This is a genomic window from Arthrobacter sp. 49Tsu3.1M3 (assembly GCF_900168135.1).
In the GTDB taxonomy this organism is placed as follows: domain Bacteria; phylum Actinomycetota; class Actinomycetes; order Actinomycetales; family Micrococcaceae; genus Arthrobacter.
Window position 1 is genome coordinate 26,539 of sequence record NZ_FUZD01000005.1, and the last position, 16,470, is coordinate 43,008.

Genomic DNA, 16,470 nt, shown 5'->3' on the forward strand with positions numbered 1-16,470 from the left:
AACATTGACAGGACATATGCACATAGCTACGCTTTTGTTCAGCGCCAGTTTTTGTAGCGCTCCAATTTTCTAGCGTCGGGCCGTCGGCCTGGCCGAATTTCAAAGGAGAAATCGATGGCTGACAGTTTGGGAGTTGCCGTAATCGGCGCCGGAATGGCAGGAAAAGCCCATGCGGCCGCGTACCGCACGGCGTCGGCGCTCTACAGCCCGGTTCTTCCTCCTATCCGGCTGGTCTCCATCGGCGACGTCAACGCCGAGTTCGGCTCCCTGGCCGCGAAGCGTTTCGGCTACGAACGCCATGACACCTCGTGGCAGGCGATCGCCGAGGCCGATGACATCGACGTCGTGAGCGTCGTGATCGCGAACTCCCTCCACCGCGAAGTCGTGGAGGGCCTGCTGGCCGCCGGCAAGCACGTGCTGTGCGAGAAGCCGCTGAGCGACTCAATCGAGGACGCCCGCGCCATGGCCGAGGCGGCCCGCAGCGCCAGTTCGATTGCCCGCATCGGATTCACCTTCCGCCGCACGCCGGGCATCGCCTACATCCGGGACCTCATCCGCAGTGGCGTTTTGGGCAACGTCCTGCACTTCAGCGGCCGCTACTGGACCGACTACGGGTTCAGCCCGTCGGCGCCCATGAGCTGGCGCTACAAAGGCGGCCCGGGTTCGGGCGCCCTGGCCGACGTCGGCAGCCACCTGACGTACGTCGCTGAGTTCCTCTGCGGCGACATCAAGTCCATCAGCGGCGGACGCCTCAGCACCGTGATCGACAAGCGCCCGCTGCCGCTGGGCGCCGTCATGGGCCACGACCACGCCGCGGTCAGCGACGCGTTCGAGCCGGTCGAGAACGACGACTACGCGGTGTTTTCCGCCGAATTCGAGAGCGGTGCCGGCGGCTTCGAGGTCTCCCGGGTCGCCGCAGGGCACGCCAACAGCCTCATCTTCGAGGTCTTTTGTGAGAACGGCGCCGCCCGGTTCGACCAGCGCCGCCCCGCGGAGATCGAGTTGTTCCTTAACGACGGGCCGGCCAACGAGAACGGCTACCGCCAGGTGATCCTCGGCCCTGGACACCCCTACATCGCGGGCGGGCTGGCCATGGACGCGCCCAGCGTCGGCTTCGGCCAGAACGACGCTTTCGGCTACCAGGCCCGGGCCTTCCTCGAAGAGGTCGCCGGGCTCAGCGAGGCGGACTCCCTGCCCCGCTGCGCCACGTTCGACGAGGGCGTGCGCAACATGGAACTGCTCGGCGCGGTCACCGAATCCGCCCTCAACAACGGAAAGAAAATCACGCTATGAAACTCGGCGTCTACAACGCAGTCCTGCACGACAGGTCCCTTCCCGAGGCGCTCAGGGTCATCGCCAACCTGGGACTGACCGGCATCGAAATCAACACGGGCGGGTTCCTGCCGGCCGTCCACGTCCCCACCATGGACCAGATTCTGGAAAGCGATGCGGCCCGCGATGACTACCTCGCGATTTTCGAGGGCACCGGCGTCTCGATTGCCGGCCTGAACTGCAACGGCAACCCACTGCACCCCAAGCGTGAGATCGGCGGGAAGCATGCCGAGGACATCCGCCGCTCCATCCGGCTGGCGCAGCGGCTGGGGCAGGACCGTGTGGTGACCATGTCCGGTCTGCCCGGCGGCGAACCCGGGGCCACAACAGTCAACTGGGTGGTCAACGCCTGGAACTCGGCGGCCCTGGACGTGCTCGACTACCAGTGGGGCATCGCGGCCGACTTCTGGAAGGAAACCGACCGCCTGGCCGCCGACCATGGCGTGAAGGTGGCCCTCGAGCTGCACCCGCAGAACATCGTGTTCAACACCGCCGATGTCCGCAAGCTCATCGAGCTCACCGGCGCGACCCACGTCGGCGTCGAGCTGGACGCCTCGCACCTGTTCTGGCAGCAGATGGATCCGGTCGCGGTGGTCCGCGAACTCGGCCCACTGGTCTTCCAGGCGGCGGCGAAGGACGTCCGCATCAATGCCGCCAACGCAGCGCTCTACGGTGTCCTCGACAACAGCTTCCGGCGGCTCTCCCCGGACGAAAACCGCACCAACCTCGGCGGCGACGAGTGGGCCAACGAATGGCCCAAGGACTCCGCCTGGGATTTCGTTGCCCTGGGCCGCGGGCACGACACGGCATACTGGACGGAGTTCCTGCGCGCCCTGTACGAGGTGGACCCGGACATGCTGGTCAATATCGAGCACGAGGACGTCTCCCTGGGCCGGATCGAGGGCCTCCAGGTGGCGGCCAAGATCCTGCGCGACGCCGATTCGGCACTCGCGGCGTCGCTGCACCCCACCACCTGACGGCCGAGTTGCCCGAGGGCCCGGCGCCCGGGGTCTGCGCCGAGTCGCCGGAACGCTGCGGGGTCGCCGGAAACTTCCGGCGATCTGGCCGGTTCCGGCGACCTCGACGCCGGGGACGCCCCGGCGACCTCGACGCCGGTGCTCCCGACGCCGACGCCGACGCCGGGGACGCCCGGACGCTGCTAGGAGTAGTAGTTCGCCAGAGTCTCGGCCTTGAACTCGAAGAAGTTGCCGGCCTCGATGGCGAGCCGGGCGTCGTCGACCATCTTCACCACGAAGCGTTCGTTGTGGATCGAGATCAGGGTGGCCGAGACCATCTCCTTGGCCTTGAACAGGTGGTGGATGTAGGCCCGCGAATAGTTCAGGCAGGCGTAGCAGTCGCAGCCTTCCTGCAGCGGGCCGAAGTCGCGTTTGTACTTCGCGCCGGAGAGGTTGTACCGGCCGGTGGGGTGGTAGAACGCGGAGTTGCGGGCCACCCGGGTTGGGGAGACGCAGTCGAAGGTGTCCGCGCCGTTTTCGATGGCCGTGAAGATGTCGTCCGGTTCGGAGATGCCCAGCAGATGCCGCGGCTTGTTCTCCGGCAGCTCCTCGTTGCACCAGCGCACGATCGTGCCGAGGTTCTCTTTCTCCAGCGCCCCGCCGATCCCGAAGCCGTCGAAGTTCATGGCGCCGAGGTCGCGGCAGGCCTTGCGGCGCAGGTCCTCGTATTGGGCGCCCTGGATCACCCCGAACAGGGCCTGGTAGGGTTTGCCGGCGCGCTCGTCCGTGAGCCGGAAGTGCTCGGTGATGCACCGTTCGGCCCAGCGGCGGGTGCGCTCCAGGGATTCCTCCTGGTAGCCGCGGGAGTTCTGCAGTGTGGTGAGCTCGTCGAACGCGAACATGATGTCCGCGCCGATTTGGTGCTGGACGTTCATGGAGATCTCGGGGCTGAAGCGGTGCCGGTCGCCGTTGAGGTGGCTTTTGAACCACACGCCTTCCTCGTCCACGTGGGCCAGGCGTTCTTTGCCGGGGGCTACGGCGTCGTCCGGGCCCGAATTGTCCACCGACTTCATGTCGATGACCTTCTTGAACCCCGAGCCCAGGCTCATCACCTGGAAACCGCCGGAATCGGTGAACGTGGGACCGCGCCAGTTCATGAACGCACCCAGGCCTCCGGCCTCGTCCAGGATGTCCGCGCCCGGCTGCAGGTACAGGTGGTAGGCGTTGGCCAGCACCGCCTGCGCGCCGAGTTCGGCAATGGATTCCGGCAGCACGGACTTGACCGTGGCCTTGGTGCCGACGGCGATGAACGCCGGGGTCTGGATCTCGCCGTGCGGGGTGGCGATGGTGCCGGTCCGGCCCAGGAACTCACCGCCGTTGGCGGCAATCTGCTCGGCCGACGGCGGGCACGCCTCGCTCAGGCGTTTGCCCACGCGGAAGGAGAACTCGGACTGCCGGGCAGGCGCTGGTGGCAAGGACTCGGGCAAAGACGCGAAGTCGGGATTGGCTGGCACGGTTCAAGTGTGCCAGCTAACGCAGCCCAGGACTCAGTGGACGGGATCCGATGTGGGGTAGTTCTCAGCCCGCCACTTGTCCCAGTAGTCGCGGACCGCCTCCAACTGGTGGGCCCCGAGGTCGTAGGTGGAGACGATTGCGAGGGATCCGCCGTCGGGCCGGACATCACTGATGGCGGGCTGGTCCGCCACGATCAGCAGGCCGTCCCCGTGCTCGGCGTAGTGGTGGACCGTCAGGCCGACCTGGTGGTTGCTGCGGAACCACACTTTGCCGGAGATCTCCTCGCCGGTGGGCAGGGTGAGCGAATACGGCTCCCCTGGCGCCGGCACATCGCTCAGCCCCAGCCTGTCGATCGCGGAGCCGCCGGAGCCGGGAACGGAGAAGAAGAAGGTCCGGCGCTTGCCGTGCGGGTGACGTTCCAGGGCGAAGCGCAACTGGTGGAGGAACGTCAGCCAGCCCTGGGTGATGTCCTCGTCCCAGGCCGCCCACTCGGAATTGTGGTCGATTGCCGCCCGGGTGACGCTGACCTCCGTGCCCGTGGGGACAGGTTTCAAGGTGAAAACGTCGCCGCCGTCGACCACCAGGGAGGTGTGGTCGGCGCCTTCGACCACATTGGGGCCGAAGTAGATTTCGTTGATTTCGGCCTCTTGGTCATCGGCCACCCAGCCGTGCCATTGGGCGATCTTGGCGGGTTCGCGCAGCATGGTCCAAACTTGCTGCGCGTCGGAATTGATCACAACGCTCAGATTGTTCGTCATGGGGTGAATCTACAACTCCCTGCCCGCGACGGGTAGGGCCCAACGCCGGACCTCAGGCGCGGACTGATTCGAGTTCGTTGCCAATTCGGCGTTCCAGCTCGGCGGTGCCAATCGTTTCGGAGCCGCCGTGCGCGCGCAGGAACAGGAGCGCCTCGAGGCGGAGCAGGCGCCAGTCGCGTTCCGCGTCCGGGTTCGCGTTGTCGATCGAGCGGAAGATTTCCTTGTCGTACAGGTTGGGCTCGTTGAGCGAGCGCTGGCGCACCTTGGCGTTGATCCTGGCCTTGAACGGGTCTGTTTCCATGGCCTCCGGCGCGCGGAGCAGTTTCTCGTAGATCCCGGCGCGCTGGTCCTGCCCCAGCTGGCGGCAGATGTAGCTGGAGAGCGCCAGGGATGCCTCCACCGAAGCCCAGCGGTCGGGGTTGCCGTCGAATGGCAGGACGTTGAGCAGGTCCGCGACCGCCAGGGCGTTGTCGGGGTCCTTGAGGGTGACGAAGAGTTCATGTGCGAGGTCGCTGAGATCCTTCAGGCAGCTCCCGGACTTGGTGTTGATGCCCTTGGCGAGCCGTTCACTGAGCAGGAGCACCCCGACGGCGCCCGGATGGGCCTCGGCCGCGGCCTCCACCACCGACTCCGGCGTGCCGTCGGGAGCCGGGATGAGCGCCAGGTCCGCTTCGCTGGGTCCGCTCACCGCGGGCGGCGCAACAGGCTGGGGAGGAACGACGACGGCGGCGGCCGCCGTGTTGCCGGGCCCGGCAGCGTCGGACCCCGTTGCGACCGGCCCAGGTGTGTCGGGCCCAGGCGTGTCGGACGCAGTTGCGTCGGTCCCAGTGGCGTCGGGCCTAGCTGCGACCGGCTCAGCATCTTCCGGCGCGGGGGACGGGCCGGACGCCGGAAGTTCGGGGGCGACGGGGCCCGTCTCGCCGCCGTCGGACGCCGGGGTGCCGGCCCCGGCGTCGTCCGTGACGCGGACCAGTGATCCCGCCGCGATCCGCAGCACACCGCCGCCGCTGAGGGTCGCCAACACCATGGCGGGAGTCCCAAAATCGTCGGTTTCGACATCCACGCGATGGATCTCGGCGGAACGGTTTCCGTCGGGCAGAATCAGGTGGTCACCGGCCCGCAGAGATCCAGCCTGCTGTTCGCTGTAGTTCCGGGAGGCTGGGGGGTGGGTCATCGGGAGTCCTTAAAGTTCTCTTGCGGTCCGCCCAACAGTCTACAAAATCGGCCGCGCGAAGTCGGGGACGCAGGGGAGCCCCCGAGAGTCCCCGGCCGGCGCCGGGCCCCAGGGAACCGGCTAGTTGCCGACTCCCGCGAAAGCGAGGGCCTGCCGGATCAGGGCCCCCCGGCCGCCGCTGAATTCGAGCTGCACGTCCGTGCCCATGACCTCCTGCGGGGTCATCCAGGTCAGTTCAAGGGCGTCCTGCCGCGGGGAGCATTCGCCGGTCACAGGAATGATGTACGCCAGGGCAACGGCGTGCTGGCGGTCGTCCGTGAAGCCGGTATGGGACGGAGACGGGAAGTACTCGGCCACGGTGAACGGCACCGGGCTGACCGGAAGCTGCGGGAAGGCGAGCGGGCCCAGGTCCTTCTCCATGTGGCGGAGCAGCGCGGCACGGATGGTCTCGCGGTAGAGAACACGGCCGGACACCAGGGACCGGACCATGGTGCCGTCCTCGTCGGCCTGCAGGAGGGTGCCGACCTCGTTCACGAACCCCAGGGGGTCCAGCCGGACCGGAACGGCCTCGACGTAGACCATCGGCAGCCTGCCCCGCGCTTCGAACAGGTCGTCGTCGGAGAGCCAGCCGGGATTCGGGTCAGGGGTGCGCACATTCATGGTTAAGTTCTACCCCATCCCTGACCCGAACCCCGCGCCGTCACTCAGATCGCCAGCGCCGATTCCAGCGGCTCGCCGGCGGCAATCCGTGCCAGCAGCGCCGGCTCGGCGGCGTCCGAGTCCAGGGCCAGGCCCAGGACGTCGGCTGCCGCCTCCGCGGACAGGACGATCACGCCGTTGTCGTCACCGAGCACCCAGTCGCCCGGATTGACCTGGACGCCGCCGCACTGCACCGGGACATTGACGGCGGAGCCGGCGCTGCGGACCCGTTTGGTGGTCAGGCACGAGGTCCCGCGGGCGAAGACCGGCAGGCCGGTCGCGCGGAGCTCCAGGATGTCGGTGGCCACGCCGTCGACGACGACGGCGGCGGCGCCTTGCGCGGTGGCCGCTGCGGCGGTGACCGAGCCCACCGGCGCGTGCCGGTGGTCCCCGGACATGTCCACGACCAGCACCGCGCCGGGGTACAGCTCCAGCAGGGAACGGTTCATGGCGTATGCGTCATTTTCCGCAATGCGCACCGTCACCGCGGGGCCGGCCACCTTGACGCCGTCGAGCAGCGACCGGATGGCCGGGTCCAGGAATCCGTCCTCCAGGAAGTGCCCGATCGTGGGGAAGCTGACGGCGGCGAGCCCCACGCGGAGCCCCTCGCCAAGCCCTGCGTTCCCTGCGTTCACCGCGTTCACGGCGCGTCCGGCGCCGTGGCGCCGGCTACCACGGCCACGCACTCAATCTCCAGGGCGACGCCCCACAGGCTCACGCAGACAGTGGTCCGCGCCGGCTTGGCGCCGCTGAAGAACGCCGAGTAGACCCGGTTGTAAGCCTCGAGCTGGCCGGGATCAGTGAGGTAGCCGTTGACCTTGACCACATGCTCCAGGCCGGATCCGGCCGCTTCGAGCACAGACCGGAGGTTGATAATGGTCTGGCGGACCTGGTCCTCGAACGTGTCCGGCTGGTCATCCAGCCCGCTGATCGCGGGGATCTGGCCGGCGGTGAACACGAACCCGTTGGCGGCGACCGCCTGGGAGAACGGGCCGACGGCGGCCGCGCCGCCCGGGATCTGTGCGATCCGGCGGACCGACTCTGTTACGGGAAGGACCGCGGGCTGAACAGCGGGATCGACAGCGGGGAGAACGGCCTGGGGAGCTGTCATTTGGCTGCCACCGCTTCGGCGGCCGGGCCGGTGCTCGCGTCAATGGCTGCGTCGGTGGGCGCGGTGTCGACGGCGTCGATGTTGCCGTGCCGGGTTTCGGTCAGGACAAACAAGGCGCCGAGGGAGACGAGGGCGGCGGCCATGATGTACCACGCGATGGAGGAACTCTGGTGGGTCATGCCCAGCAACCAGGTGGTGATGAACGGCGTGGCGGCGCTGCCGAGGAGTCCGGAGAGCATGTAGGCCACGGATAGTCCCGAGTAGCGGACCTTGGAACCGAAGAGTTCGGCGAGGAACGTGGCGATCGGGCCGTAGTTTGCGGCGAAGGCCGTCATCATGGCGAGGTACGCGACGAAGAGAAGCGGCACGGACTTGGTGTCCATGAGCCAGAACATCGGGAACGCGAGGGCTGCCTCGGCGGCCACTCCGGCGTAGATGATCGGCTTGCGGCCGTGCTTGTCAGAGAGCCGGCCGAAGAAGGGAATCAGGACAAAGCACAGGGCGCAGGCGGCCAGCACGACCCATAGCATCAGGGCCTCCGAGTGGCCCAGTTCCTTTTTGCCGTAGGAGACGCCCGAGGCCACGAGCAGGGTGAAGGTGCTGCCGGTGGACAGGGTGGCAACGCCGCCGAGGATGACCTGCTTCCAGTACTTGGCCATGAGGGCGGCGAACGGCAACTTGGCCTTGGCGCCGGCTTCCTTGACCGCCTGGAAGGACGGGGTTTCCTCGATGTGCAGCCGGATGTAGATGCCCACGGCCACGAGCAGCGCGGAGGCCAGGAACGGGATGCGCCAGCCCCAGGCGAGGAGCTCTTCGGTGCTGACCGTCGAGGCGACAATGAGGAACGCCACGTTGGCGATCAGGGTTCCGGCGGGCACGCCCACCTGGACCAGCGAACCGTAGAACCCGCGCTTGGACGCGGGAGCGTGCTCCACCGTCATCAGGACCGCTCCGCCCCATTCGCCGCCCAGGGCCAGGCCCTGGATGACGCGCAGGAACAGCAGCAGCAGCGGCGCCATGATCCCGATGCTGTTGTAGTCCGGCAGCAGGCCGATGGCGAAGGTGGCGGCGCCCATGGTCAGCAGTGAAATCAGGAGCATGGATTTGCGGCCCAGGCGGTCCCCGAAGTGGCCGAAGATGATGGCGCCGACCATGCGTGCAATGTAGGCGGAGGCGAAGGTTCCGAAGTCGAGCATGGTGCCCACGATGAATGTCCAGTGCAAGGTAGTAGCCAACTATTCTGTGTTGGTGATCACAGCTCAATGGCAAAAACGCCACCAATAAAGGCCTCGAAGTGTGTGTTCACACAACTATCAGGCCCAGGCGACCACCAGCCGCGCGGCCTGGGCCGGAATGGTCAGGTCGATCCCGGTCAGTTCCTGGAAGCGGTTGATCCGGTTCAGGATGGTGTTCCGGTGGCAGAACAGCTGTTCCGCCGTGGCCGTGATGTTGCCCGTGGAGAGATAGTGCTGCACTGTTTCCCGGAGCCGATCCCGTTCCCCGCCGCGGCATTCCTCCATGGCTTCCTCCAGTTGGGCGGCGAGGTCGAGCCCGGCGTCCTGGAGGTTTTGCTGGGCAAACCGGGCCCATGCGGCATCCGCGGACAGGGGGCCGGCGTCGCTGGGGCGCAACAGGGCAGCAAGGCTCTCTGCGGTCCGGGCGGCGGCGGGTAGGCCGCGCAGCCCGTGCACCTCCGGGACATAGCCGGAGGGAATATCCGCCACGAGCGGCGGCGGCTGCGGCACGTTCCGCGTTTCGCCGGGCCTCGCCGACGGTGTCCATGACAAAAGCGGCCAAAACAGGTAGCTGTTTCCGCCGGATTCGTGCAGGAAGATCTTTTGGCGGCGCTGGGCGGCGCCGAACTGGGTAGCGGCCGCGCGAAGGCGGGCGCCGGCGTCGCCGCTGGCAGCCACGAGGCCGCAGCGGGCATCCGGCCCGATGCCCAGGGCGGAGCCAACCTGCGCGGACGTCTCGGCCGAGGGCGTGCTCTGGTTGAACAGCCGGGCGATAAATTCGTGCTGGATGCTGGACTCTTCCTGGGCCATGCGCACGCGCTCGGTCAGGTAGCTCATGTGGGTGCGGGTGGCGAACTCGTCGACGACCCGCCAGACCTGGTCCACCCGGGAGGCCAGCAGGCCGGCATCCTCCGGCGCGGCGATCTCCAGGAGGTCTGCCCACAGGATGCTGAAGTCCAGCCGCACCGCCGACGTCAGGGACTCCGGCGGTATCCCGGCCCTCGCCCGTTTGGACCCGAGGTCCGAGGCGAAGGCGAGCAGCCCGTCCCGTGCAGTGTCCGCCGGGCCGCCCCGCAGCCCCTGGATGAGCCGGCGGAACGTCTCCCGCGCCGTGTCCCGGATTTCCAGGACAGTCACCTGGCTGTCGCCGTATTCCGGGATTTGCCGGACCCGGGCGGTGAATGCCTGGGCCAGGACGTCCAGCCGCCCTTCCAGCTGGTCCACCAGCTCACTCCAGCGGAAAGCATCGCCCGGCGATTCAAAATTGTGCATTCTCACATTCTAGGGTCTGCAAAGCGTGGCGCAATGCTAGTTATTTTGGAAAAAGCTACTGGCAGAATGGAATGAAGCACCAGGCGTGAGCCCACTCACACCCGCCGGAAGCGTCGGCCCCCGAATCGTCTCGGCCCGAACCGTCACGGACGGAACTGTCCCCGGATGGGGGTGACCGCACAGGGGCCACCGTCAAGACCAGTCACATTTCTTTGGAGTAATCATGGCAAGCAGCGCAAGCAACGCCACTACCACCGCCAGTCCGCAGTTGCCCGGGGTTGTCGATGAGAGCGTGGCCAAGAAAGTCGCCCTCGCGGCCCTCGTCGGGACAGCGTTGGAGTGGTACGACTTCTTCCTGTTCACCACCGCCGCGGCGCTCGTGTTCAACGCCCAATACTTCGTGTCCCAAGACCCCTTCGTCTCGGCCATGAGCTCCTTCGCCACCCTGGCCGTGGGCTTCGTGGCCCGTCCGATCGGCGGCTTCATCTTCGGCGCCCTGGGCGACAAGGTGGGGCGCAAAAAGATCCTGATGGTCACCATCGTGGGTATCGGCCTCGTGACCGGGCTCATCGGCCTGCTGCCGAACTACATGACGATCGGCGTTGCCGCCCCCATCCTGCTGGTCGCGCTGCGCATCCTGCAGGGCCTCGCCGTCGGCGGCGAGTGGAGCGGCGCCGTCATTATCGCCGTCGAAAACGCCCCGGTCGCCAAACGCGCCCGCTACGCCGCCCTCCCGCAGCTCGGCTCGCCGATCGGCACCATCCTGTCCTCCGGCGGGTTCTTCGGAATGCTGTACCTGGTGGGCCAGGCCAACTTCGACGCCTGGGGCTGGCGCATCCCGTTCATCGCGGCGATCCCGCTGCTGGCCGTTTCGATGTGGATCCGCAGCAAGCTCAGCGAATCCCCGGAATTCGAAGCCCTCATGGAGTCCGGCGAGACCGAGCACGCCCCCATCCGCGGAGTCCTGACCAAGAGCTGGCGCCAGATCCTGGTGGGCATGTGCTCCGCGCTGCTGGGTATCGGCGGCTTCTACCTCATCACCAGCTTCGTGGTCTTCTATGGCACCAAGGTGCTCAAGATGCCCTACGAAACGCTGCTGCTCGGCTCGCTGCTGGCCGCCGTCGTGGAAATCTTCGCGCTGGTCTGGGCCGGGCGCATGGGCGAGAAGTTCGGCGCCAGCAAGGTCATCCTCTGGGGCGGCGTCGCCTCCGCCGTCATCGCCGTGCCCGTCTTCCTGGCCATCGACACCGCCAACCCCGTCCTGGTCATCCTCGCCATGATCGTCGGCGTATCCACCCTGTCCGTCCCGTACGCGGTGTCCGGAACGGCCTTGACCGCACTCTTCGCCACGAAGGTCAGGTACACCGGCGTCGCCATCACCTCCAACAGCGCCGGCGTCATTTCCGGCTTCGTGCCGCTGATCGCCACGGCCCTCGTGGCCGCCAACGGCAACTCGTTCTGGCCCGGCGCCATCATCTTGCTGGTGGTCTCCGCGCTGACCGCGCTGTCCGGCCTTTTCCTCCCCGCACTGAGCATCGAAGAAAAGGGAATGAAGCATTGAGCACAACAACCACCGCCGGGCACCTGATTGTTGCCCAGCTGGAACGAGCCGGTATCCAGCGCGTCTACGGCGTCCCCGGGGAGAGCTTCCTGGACGTGCTGGACGGCCTGCACGGATCCTCCATTGAAACGGTGGTGACCCGCCACGAGGGCGGCGCCGGATTCATGGCCCTCGCCGAAGGCCGGCTCACGGAGCTGCCCGGCGTGGCCATGGTGACCCGGGGCCCCGGCGCGGCCAACGCCTTCATCGCCATCCACACCGCGCACCAGGACGCCACTCCGATGATCCTGTTCGTGGGCCTCATCCCGGTCGCGGACCGCGGCCGGGAGTCGTTCCAGGAATTCGACATCAACGCCTGGTTTGGCAGCACCGCCAAGAAGGTCGTGACGCTCGACGACGCCGCCTCCGCCGCCCGCGTGGTGGACGACGCCATCTTCACCGCACTCAGCGGCCGGCCGGGACCCGTGGTGATCGGCCTGCCCGAAGACGTGCTCGTCCACGCCATCGAATCGGCCACGGTGGAGCCCCGGGCCGTCGCCCGGACCGAACCTGCAGCAGCCGATCTCGCCGGCCTCGAGACGCGCCTGGCCGCGTCCAGGAAGCCCCTTCTCGTGGTGGGCGGCGAAGGCTGGGACCAGGCGTCCTCCGATGCGCTGGCCGGCTGGGCCGCCCGCCACGGCGTCCCCGTGCTCGCGGACTTCCGCGCCTACGACGCCGTCCCGCACAGCAGCGACGCCTACGCCGGCTACCTCGGCTACGCCCGCAGCGACGCCAATGCCCGCCGCCTCGACGAGGCCGACCTGCTGGTCTTCGTCGGCTGCGTCCGCGCCGACGTGCTCTCCGACGGCTACAAGCGCGGACTGGATGCCGTCACCGTCGTCGTCCACCCAGGCGCCGATCTGCTGGGCCACTTCGGCCGGCTGGACCAGCACATTCCGGCCCACGTCGCGTCCTTCGCCACGGCACTCGCCGCCACCGATTCCGCGGCGGATCCCGAGGCCGGCTGGCTGGCCGGGGCCCGCGCCGACTACGAGAAGTTCTCCACCGCGCAGCCGGACAGCGCGAACGGAGCGGACTCGACATATGTGGACCTCGACGTCGTCATGGAAATCCTCAAGCAGGAAATGGACGACGACGCCGTCATCACCTACGGGGCAGGGAACCACTCGCTGTGGCCGGCCCGCTACCTGAGGCACAACACCGCGAACTCACTCGCCGCACCCCGCAACGGGGCCATGGGCATGGGGATCCCGGCAGCGGTGGCTGCCTCACTGGCCTACCCCGGCCGCCAGGTGATTTCCGTGGCCGGTGACGGCTGCTTCATGATGAACGGCCAGGAAATGGCCACGGCCATGGGCCACGGCGGGAAGTTCATCGCCCTCGTGGTGGACAACGGCATCTTCGCCACGATCCGTGAGCACCAGGAAGGCCACTACCCGGGCCGGCCCTCGGGCACGCACATGACCAACCCGGACTTCGCCGCACTGGCCCGGTCCTACGGCGGCTATGGCGAACGCGTCGAGAAGGCAGAAGACTTCGGCGCCGCTTTCCGCCGCGCCGTCGACTCCGGGCTGCCAGCAGTCCTGCACCTCCCGCAGGACCCCACCATCCGCTCACCCAAGACCGCCAGCAACTGACCGGAGCCAGTCATGATCACCCTGCACAACATCATCAACGGTGAGATCGTCCCCGGCAGTGCCGCCGACGGTTCGGACGCGGCCACCCTGCCGTTCTTCGACCCCGCCACCGGAGTCCAGCTCGGCACCGCCCCGGACAGCGACGCCGCCACCGTGGACCGCGCCTTCCAAGCCGCCCACACCGCCTTCCAGAGCTACAAGCGGACCACCCCCGCCGAACGCCAGGCCATGATGCTCAAACTCGCCGACCTCATCGAGGCCAACGTCGACAGGCTCCTGGACGCCGAGGTGGCCTGCACCGGCAAGCCCCGCCAGATCACCCGCGAGATCGAGATCCTCCGCGGCGCCGACCAGCTGCGCTTCTTCGCCGGCGCCTGCCGCGTGGTGTCCGGGACCGCGCAGACCGAATACGTCCGCGGCTTTTCCTCCACGGTCCGGCGCGAACCCCTCGGCGTGGTCGCCCAGATCACCCCGTGGAACTACCCGTTCATGATGGCCATCTGGAAGATCGGACCGGCGCTCGCCGCCGGCAACACGCTGGTCCTGAAACCGGCCGACACCACGCCCTGGTCCACCCTGGTGCTGGGCGAACTGGCGCAGGAGGCCTACCCGGCCGGCGTCGTCAACGTCATCTGCGGCGGCCGGGGGACCGGTGCCGCCATGGTGGATCACGAGATCCCGGAAATGGTGTCCATCACCGGCTCCACCCGGGCCGGGGCGCAGGTGATGTCCGCGGCGTCGAAGACCCTCAAGGACGTCCACCTGGAACTCGGCGGCAAGGCACCGGCGATCGTTTTCGCGGACACCGACATTGACGTGGCGGCCATCGAGATTGCGCTCGGTGCGTTCTTCAACGCCGGGCAGGACTGCACCGCCGTGACCCGTGTGCTCGTTGAGGAATCCATCCACCAGGAGTTCGGTGCCGCGCTCGCCGCGGCAGCCGCTGCGCTGCAGGTCGGCGGCGACGCCGCGGACTTGGGCCCGCTGAACAGCGCCGCCCAGCTGGACCGGGTGGAAGGCTTCATGTCCCGGCTGCCCGCGAACGCCAGGGTCCTGGCCGGAGGCAAGCGGACGGGCGCCGGTTTCCACTTCGAACCCACCGTGATCGACGGCGTGTTCCAGGCCGACGAGGTGGTCTGCGAGGAAATCTTCGGACCCGTCGTCACCATCCAGCCCTTCCGGGACGAGGCCGAAGCCCTGCAGCTTGCCAACGGGACCAAGTACGCGCTGGCCTCCAGCGTCTGGTCCAACAACCACGGAGTGGTCACCCGGATCTCCAATGAGCTGGACTTCGGCGCCGTCTGGATCAACTGCCACCAGGTGATCCCGGCGGAGGCCCCGCACGGCGGTTTCAAGCACTCCGGCACCGGGAAGGACCTCTCCGTCTTTGGGCTGGAGGACTACACCCGCATCAAGTCAGTCACCACCTCCCACCGCTAAAGAACCACGTAGGTAACCCTTGAAACTCGATCTGCTGCTGCGCAACGCGGACATCATCACCATGGATGAGCGCCGCCCGCATGCCACCTCGCTGGGAGTCTGGCAGGGCCGGATTGTGGGCCTCGACGACGACCTGGCCGGCCTGGACGCGGCCGAAATCCTCGACCTCGGCGGCGCCACCGTCACCCCCGGCTTCATCGACGCCCACTGCCACACCACCTGGTTCGGGCTCGGCCTGGGCGAACTGGACGTCTCCGCCGCGCGCGGCCTGACGCAGCTCTACGCCCTGGTGGAGGCCGGCATGGCAGCAGACAGCGCGCGGCCTGAGGCAGCGCCAGAGCCGGAGCCCGGGACCGGACCGGCGCCGGAATGGCTGCTGGCCACCGGCTTCAGCCAGACCCAGCACGGCGGCGAGTTCCCGGACATCACCGTCCTGGACCGGATCACGGGGAACCGGCCGCTGTTCATGCGGCACAACTCCGGGCACATGGCCGTGGTCAACACCGCCGCGCTCCGGCTGGCCGGCGCCGAACCGGCGTCGTTTCCGGACCCCGACGGCGGCGTGATTGTCCGCGACGCCGACGGCCGCCCCACTGGGCTGGTCCAGGAAACCGCGCAGCAGCTGATCCAGCAGCTGATCCTGCCGTACTCGTCCGAGGCGATCGAAGCCGCATTGGACCGGGCCACCACCTACTACGCTGCGGAGGGCATCACGAGCTTCACCGAGGCCGGGATCGGCGGCGGCTGGATCGGCCACAGCCCCGTGGAGCTGGCTGCCTACCAGCGGGCGGCCTCCGCGGGCAGGCTCCACGCCCGGGCGCAGCTGATGCCCGTGCTGGATGTGCTCCACCCGCTCGGCGGGCAGCACCCGCCGGGCACCGCGCCGGTCGGACTCGATCTGGGCATCGCCAGCGGCTTCGGTGGCGACTTCCTGTCCCTGGGCCCGGCGAAGGTGTTCCTGGACGGGTCACTGCTCGGCGAAACGGCCGCGGTCAGCCAGGACTACTGCAGCCACGGCGGGACGGACAACACCGGCAACACCGGCTATTTCCAGGCCGAACCGGACGCGCTGCGGGCAAAGATCGAGGCCGCCTACGCGGCCGGGTGGTCGATCGCGGCGCACGCCATCGGCGACCGCGCCGTTGACCTCGCGATCGACATCATCACCGGCTGCGCCGCCAAATACGGCCCCCGGGCCGTGCCCAACAGGATCGAACACGCCTCGATGACCCGGCCGGAACAGCTGCAGCGGCTGGCCGCCGCCGACATCGCCGTCACCCCGCAGGCGAGCTTCTTCGCCGACGGCGGGGACGGCATGACGCTGTCCCTCGGCCCGGAACGGCTCGGCTGGGCCTACAGGGCGGCGTCGTTCCTGTCCGCCGGTGTGACGCTCGCCGGCAGCTCCGACCGCCCCGTGGCCGACGGAAACGTGCTCCGCGGCATGCAGGCGTTCGTGGACCGGCGCACCGCCTCCGGGGCCGTTTTCGGGAATCCGGACGAGCGGCTCAGCCCGCTCCAGGCCCTGGCGGCGTATACCACCGGAGCCGCCGCGGCCACCGGCACCTCCGGCGTCAAAGGCTCGCTGACCGCCGGGAAGCTCGCCGATTTCACCGTCCTGTCCGGGTCCCCGCTCACCGCGGCCAGCATCGCTGGGCTCCAGGTGCTGGCCACCGCCGTCGGGGGGAACTTTACCTTCCGGACCGCCGGCATCATGACCCCGGTTGCGGCCCAGCCGGCCGCAACCGGTCCATTCTTTAACCCAGCTACCAACCGTTCATAG

General features: G+C 68.1%; 14 protein-coding genes. 6 read left to right on the forward strand and 8 right to left on the reverse strand.

Annotated features, from left to right (window positions below):
* The first annotated feature begins 114 nt into the window (after window positions 1–114).
* Both B5X90_RS08125 and B5X90_RS08130 read left to right on the forward strand, forming a co-directional pair.
* Window positions 115–1,293, forward strand: a complete 1,179-nt coding sequence (locus B5X90_RS08125) for a Gfo/Idh/MocA family protein (RefSeq protein WP_079551789.1) — start codon at window positions 115–117, stop codon at window positions 1,291–1,293.
* Window positions 1,290–2,309, forward strand: coding sequence for a sugar phosphate isomerase/epimerase family protein (locus tag B5X90_RS08130; protein WP_079551791.1), 1,020 nt, complete (start codon window positions 1,290–1,292; stop codon window positions 2,307–2,309). Before B5X90_RS08125 ends, B5X90_RS08130 begins: the two co-directional genes overlap by 4 nt.
* A gap of 182 nt (window positions 2,310–2,491) precedes the next feature.
* Here the strand turns inward: B5X90_RS08130 and tgt are convergent, their stop codons facing one another.
* The 8 genes from tgt to B5X90_RS08170 all read right to left on the reverse strand — a co-directional run bounded on the left by tgt (window position 2,492) and on the right by B5X90_RS08170 (window position 10,052).
* Window positions 2,492–3,802, reverse strand: a complete 1,311-nt coding sequence (gene tgt, locus B5X90_RS08135; RefSeq protein WP_079551793.1) for a tRNA guanosine(34) transglycosylase Tgt — start codon at window positions 3,800–3,802, stop codon at window positions 2,492–2,494.
* A 33-nt stretch (window positions 3,803–3,835) separates the two neighbouring features.
* Window positions 3,836–4,561: a hypothetical protein gene (locus B5X90_RS08140; protein ID WP_079551795.1), complete on the reverse strand. Its 726-nt coding sequence runs from the start codon at window positions 4,559–4,561 to the stop codon at window positions 3,836–3,838.
* A gap of 52 nt (window positions 4,562–4,613) precedes the next feature.
* Complete coding sequence (locus tag B5X90_RS08145; protein WP_079551798.1) at window positions 4,614–5,735, reverse strand: DUF6707 family protein; 1,122 nt, start codon at window positions 5,733–5,735, stop codon at window positions 4,614–4,616.
* Between the two features lie 120 nt (window positions 5,736–5,855).
* Window positions 5,856–6,395 (reverse strand): NUDIX hydrolase family protein, encoded by a 540-nt coding sequence (locus B5X90_RS08150; protein ID WP_079551800.1) that lies wholly within the window; start codon window positions 6,393–6,395, stop codon window positions 5,856–5,858.
* Window positions 6,396–6,439: 44 nt separating this feature from the next.
* Window positions 6,440–7,078, reverse strand: a complete 639-nt coding sequence (locus B5X90_RS08155) for an RraA family protein (RefSeq protein ID WP_256860122.1) — start codon at window positions 7,076–7,078, stop codon at window positions 6,440–6,442.
* Window positions 7,075–7,545 (reverse strand): RidA family protein, encoded by a 471-nt coding sequence (locus tag B5X90_RS08160; RefSeq protein ID WP_079551802.1) that lies wholly within the window; start codon window positions 7,543–7,545, stop codon window positions 7,075–7,077. Before B5X90_RS08160 ends, B5X90_RS08155 begins: the two co-directional genes overlap by 4 nt.
* Window positions 7,542–8,780, reverse strand: coding sequence for an MFS transporter (locus tag B5X90_RS08165; protein ID WP_256860123.1), 1,239 nt, complete (start codon window positions 8,778–8,780; stop codon window positions 7,542–7,544). The genes B5X90_RS08160 and B5X90_RS08165 overlap by 4 nt, the downstream gene beginning before the upstream one ends.
* A 78-nt stretch (window positions 8,781–8,858) precedes the next feature.
* Window positions 8,859–10,052, reverse strand: a complete 1,194-nt coding sequence (locus B5X90_RS08170; protein WP_079551804.1) for a PucR family transcriptional regulator — start codon at window positions 10,050–10,052, stop codon at window positions 8,859–8,861.
* Between the two features lie 223 nt (window positions 10,053–10,275).
* Here B5X90_RS08170 and B5X90_RS08175 point away from each other — a divergent pair, with 223 nt between their 5' ends.
* From B5X90_RS08175 to B5X90_RS08190, 4 genes are read left to right on the forward strand one after another with little or no spacing between them, the layout of a single operon-like run.
* On the forward strand, window positions 10,276–11,613 hold the full coding sequence (locus B5X90_RS08175; RefSeq protein ID WP_079551807.1) for an MFS transporter: 1,338 nt from the start codon (window positions 10,276–10,278) through the stop codon (window positions 11,611–11,613).
* Entirely contained in the window at window positions 11,610–13,250 is a 1,641-nt protein-coding gene (locus tag B5X90_RS08180; protein ID WP_079551810.1) for a thiamine pyrophosphate-dependent enzyme, read from the forward strand. Before B5X90_RS08175 ends, B5X90_RS08180 begins: the two co-directional genes overlap by 4 nt.
* Window positions 13,251–13,262: 12 nt before the next feature.
* Window positions 13,263–14,690 (forward strand): gamma-aminobutyraldehyde dehydrogenase, encoded by a 1,428-nt coding sequence (locus B5X90_RS08185; protein ID WP_079551813.1) that lies wholly within the window; start codon window positions 13,263–13,265, stop codon window positions 14,688–14,690.
* Window positions 14,691–14,709: 19 nt separating this feature from the next.
* Window positions 14,710–16,470, forward strand: a complete 1,761-nt coding sequence (locus tag B5X90_RS08190; RefSeq protein WP_079551815.1) for an amidohydrolase — start codon at window positions 14,710–14,712, stop codon at window positions 16,468–16,470.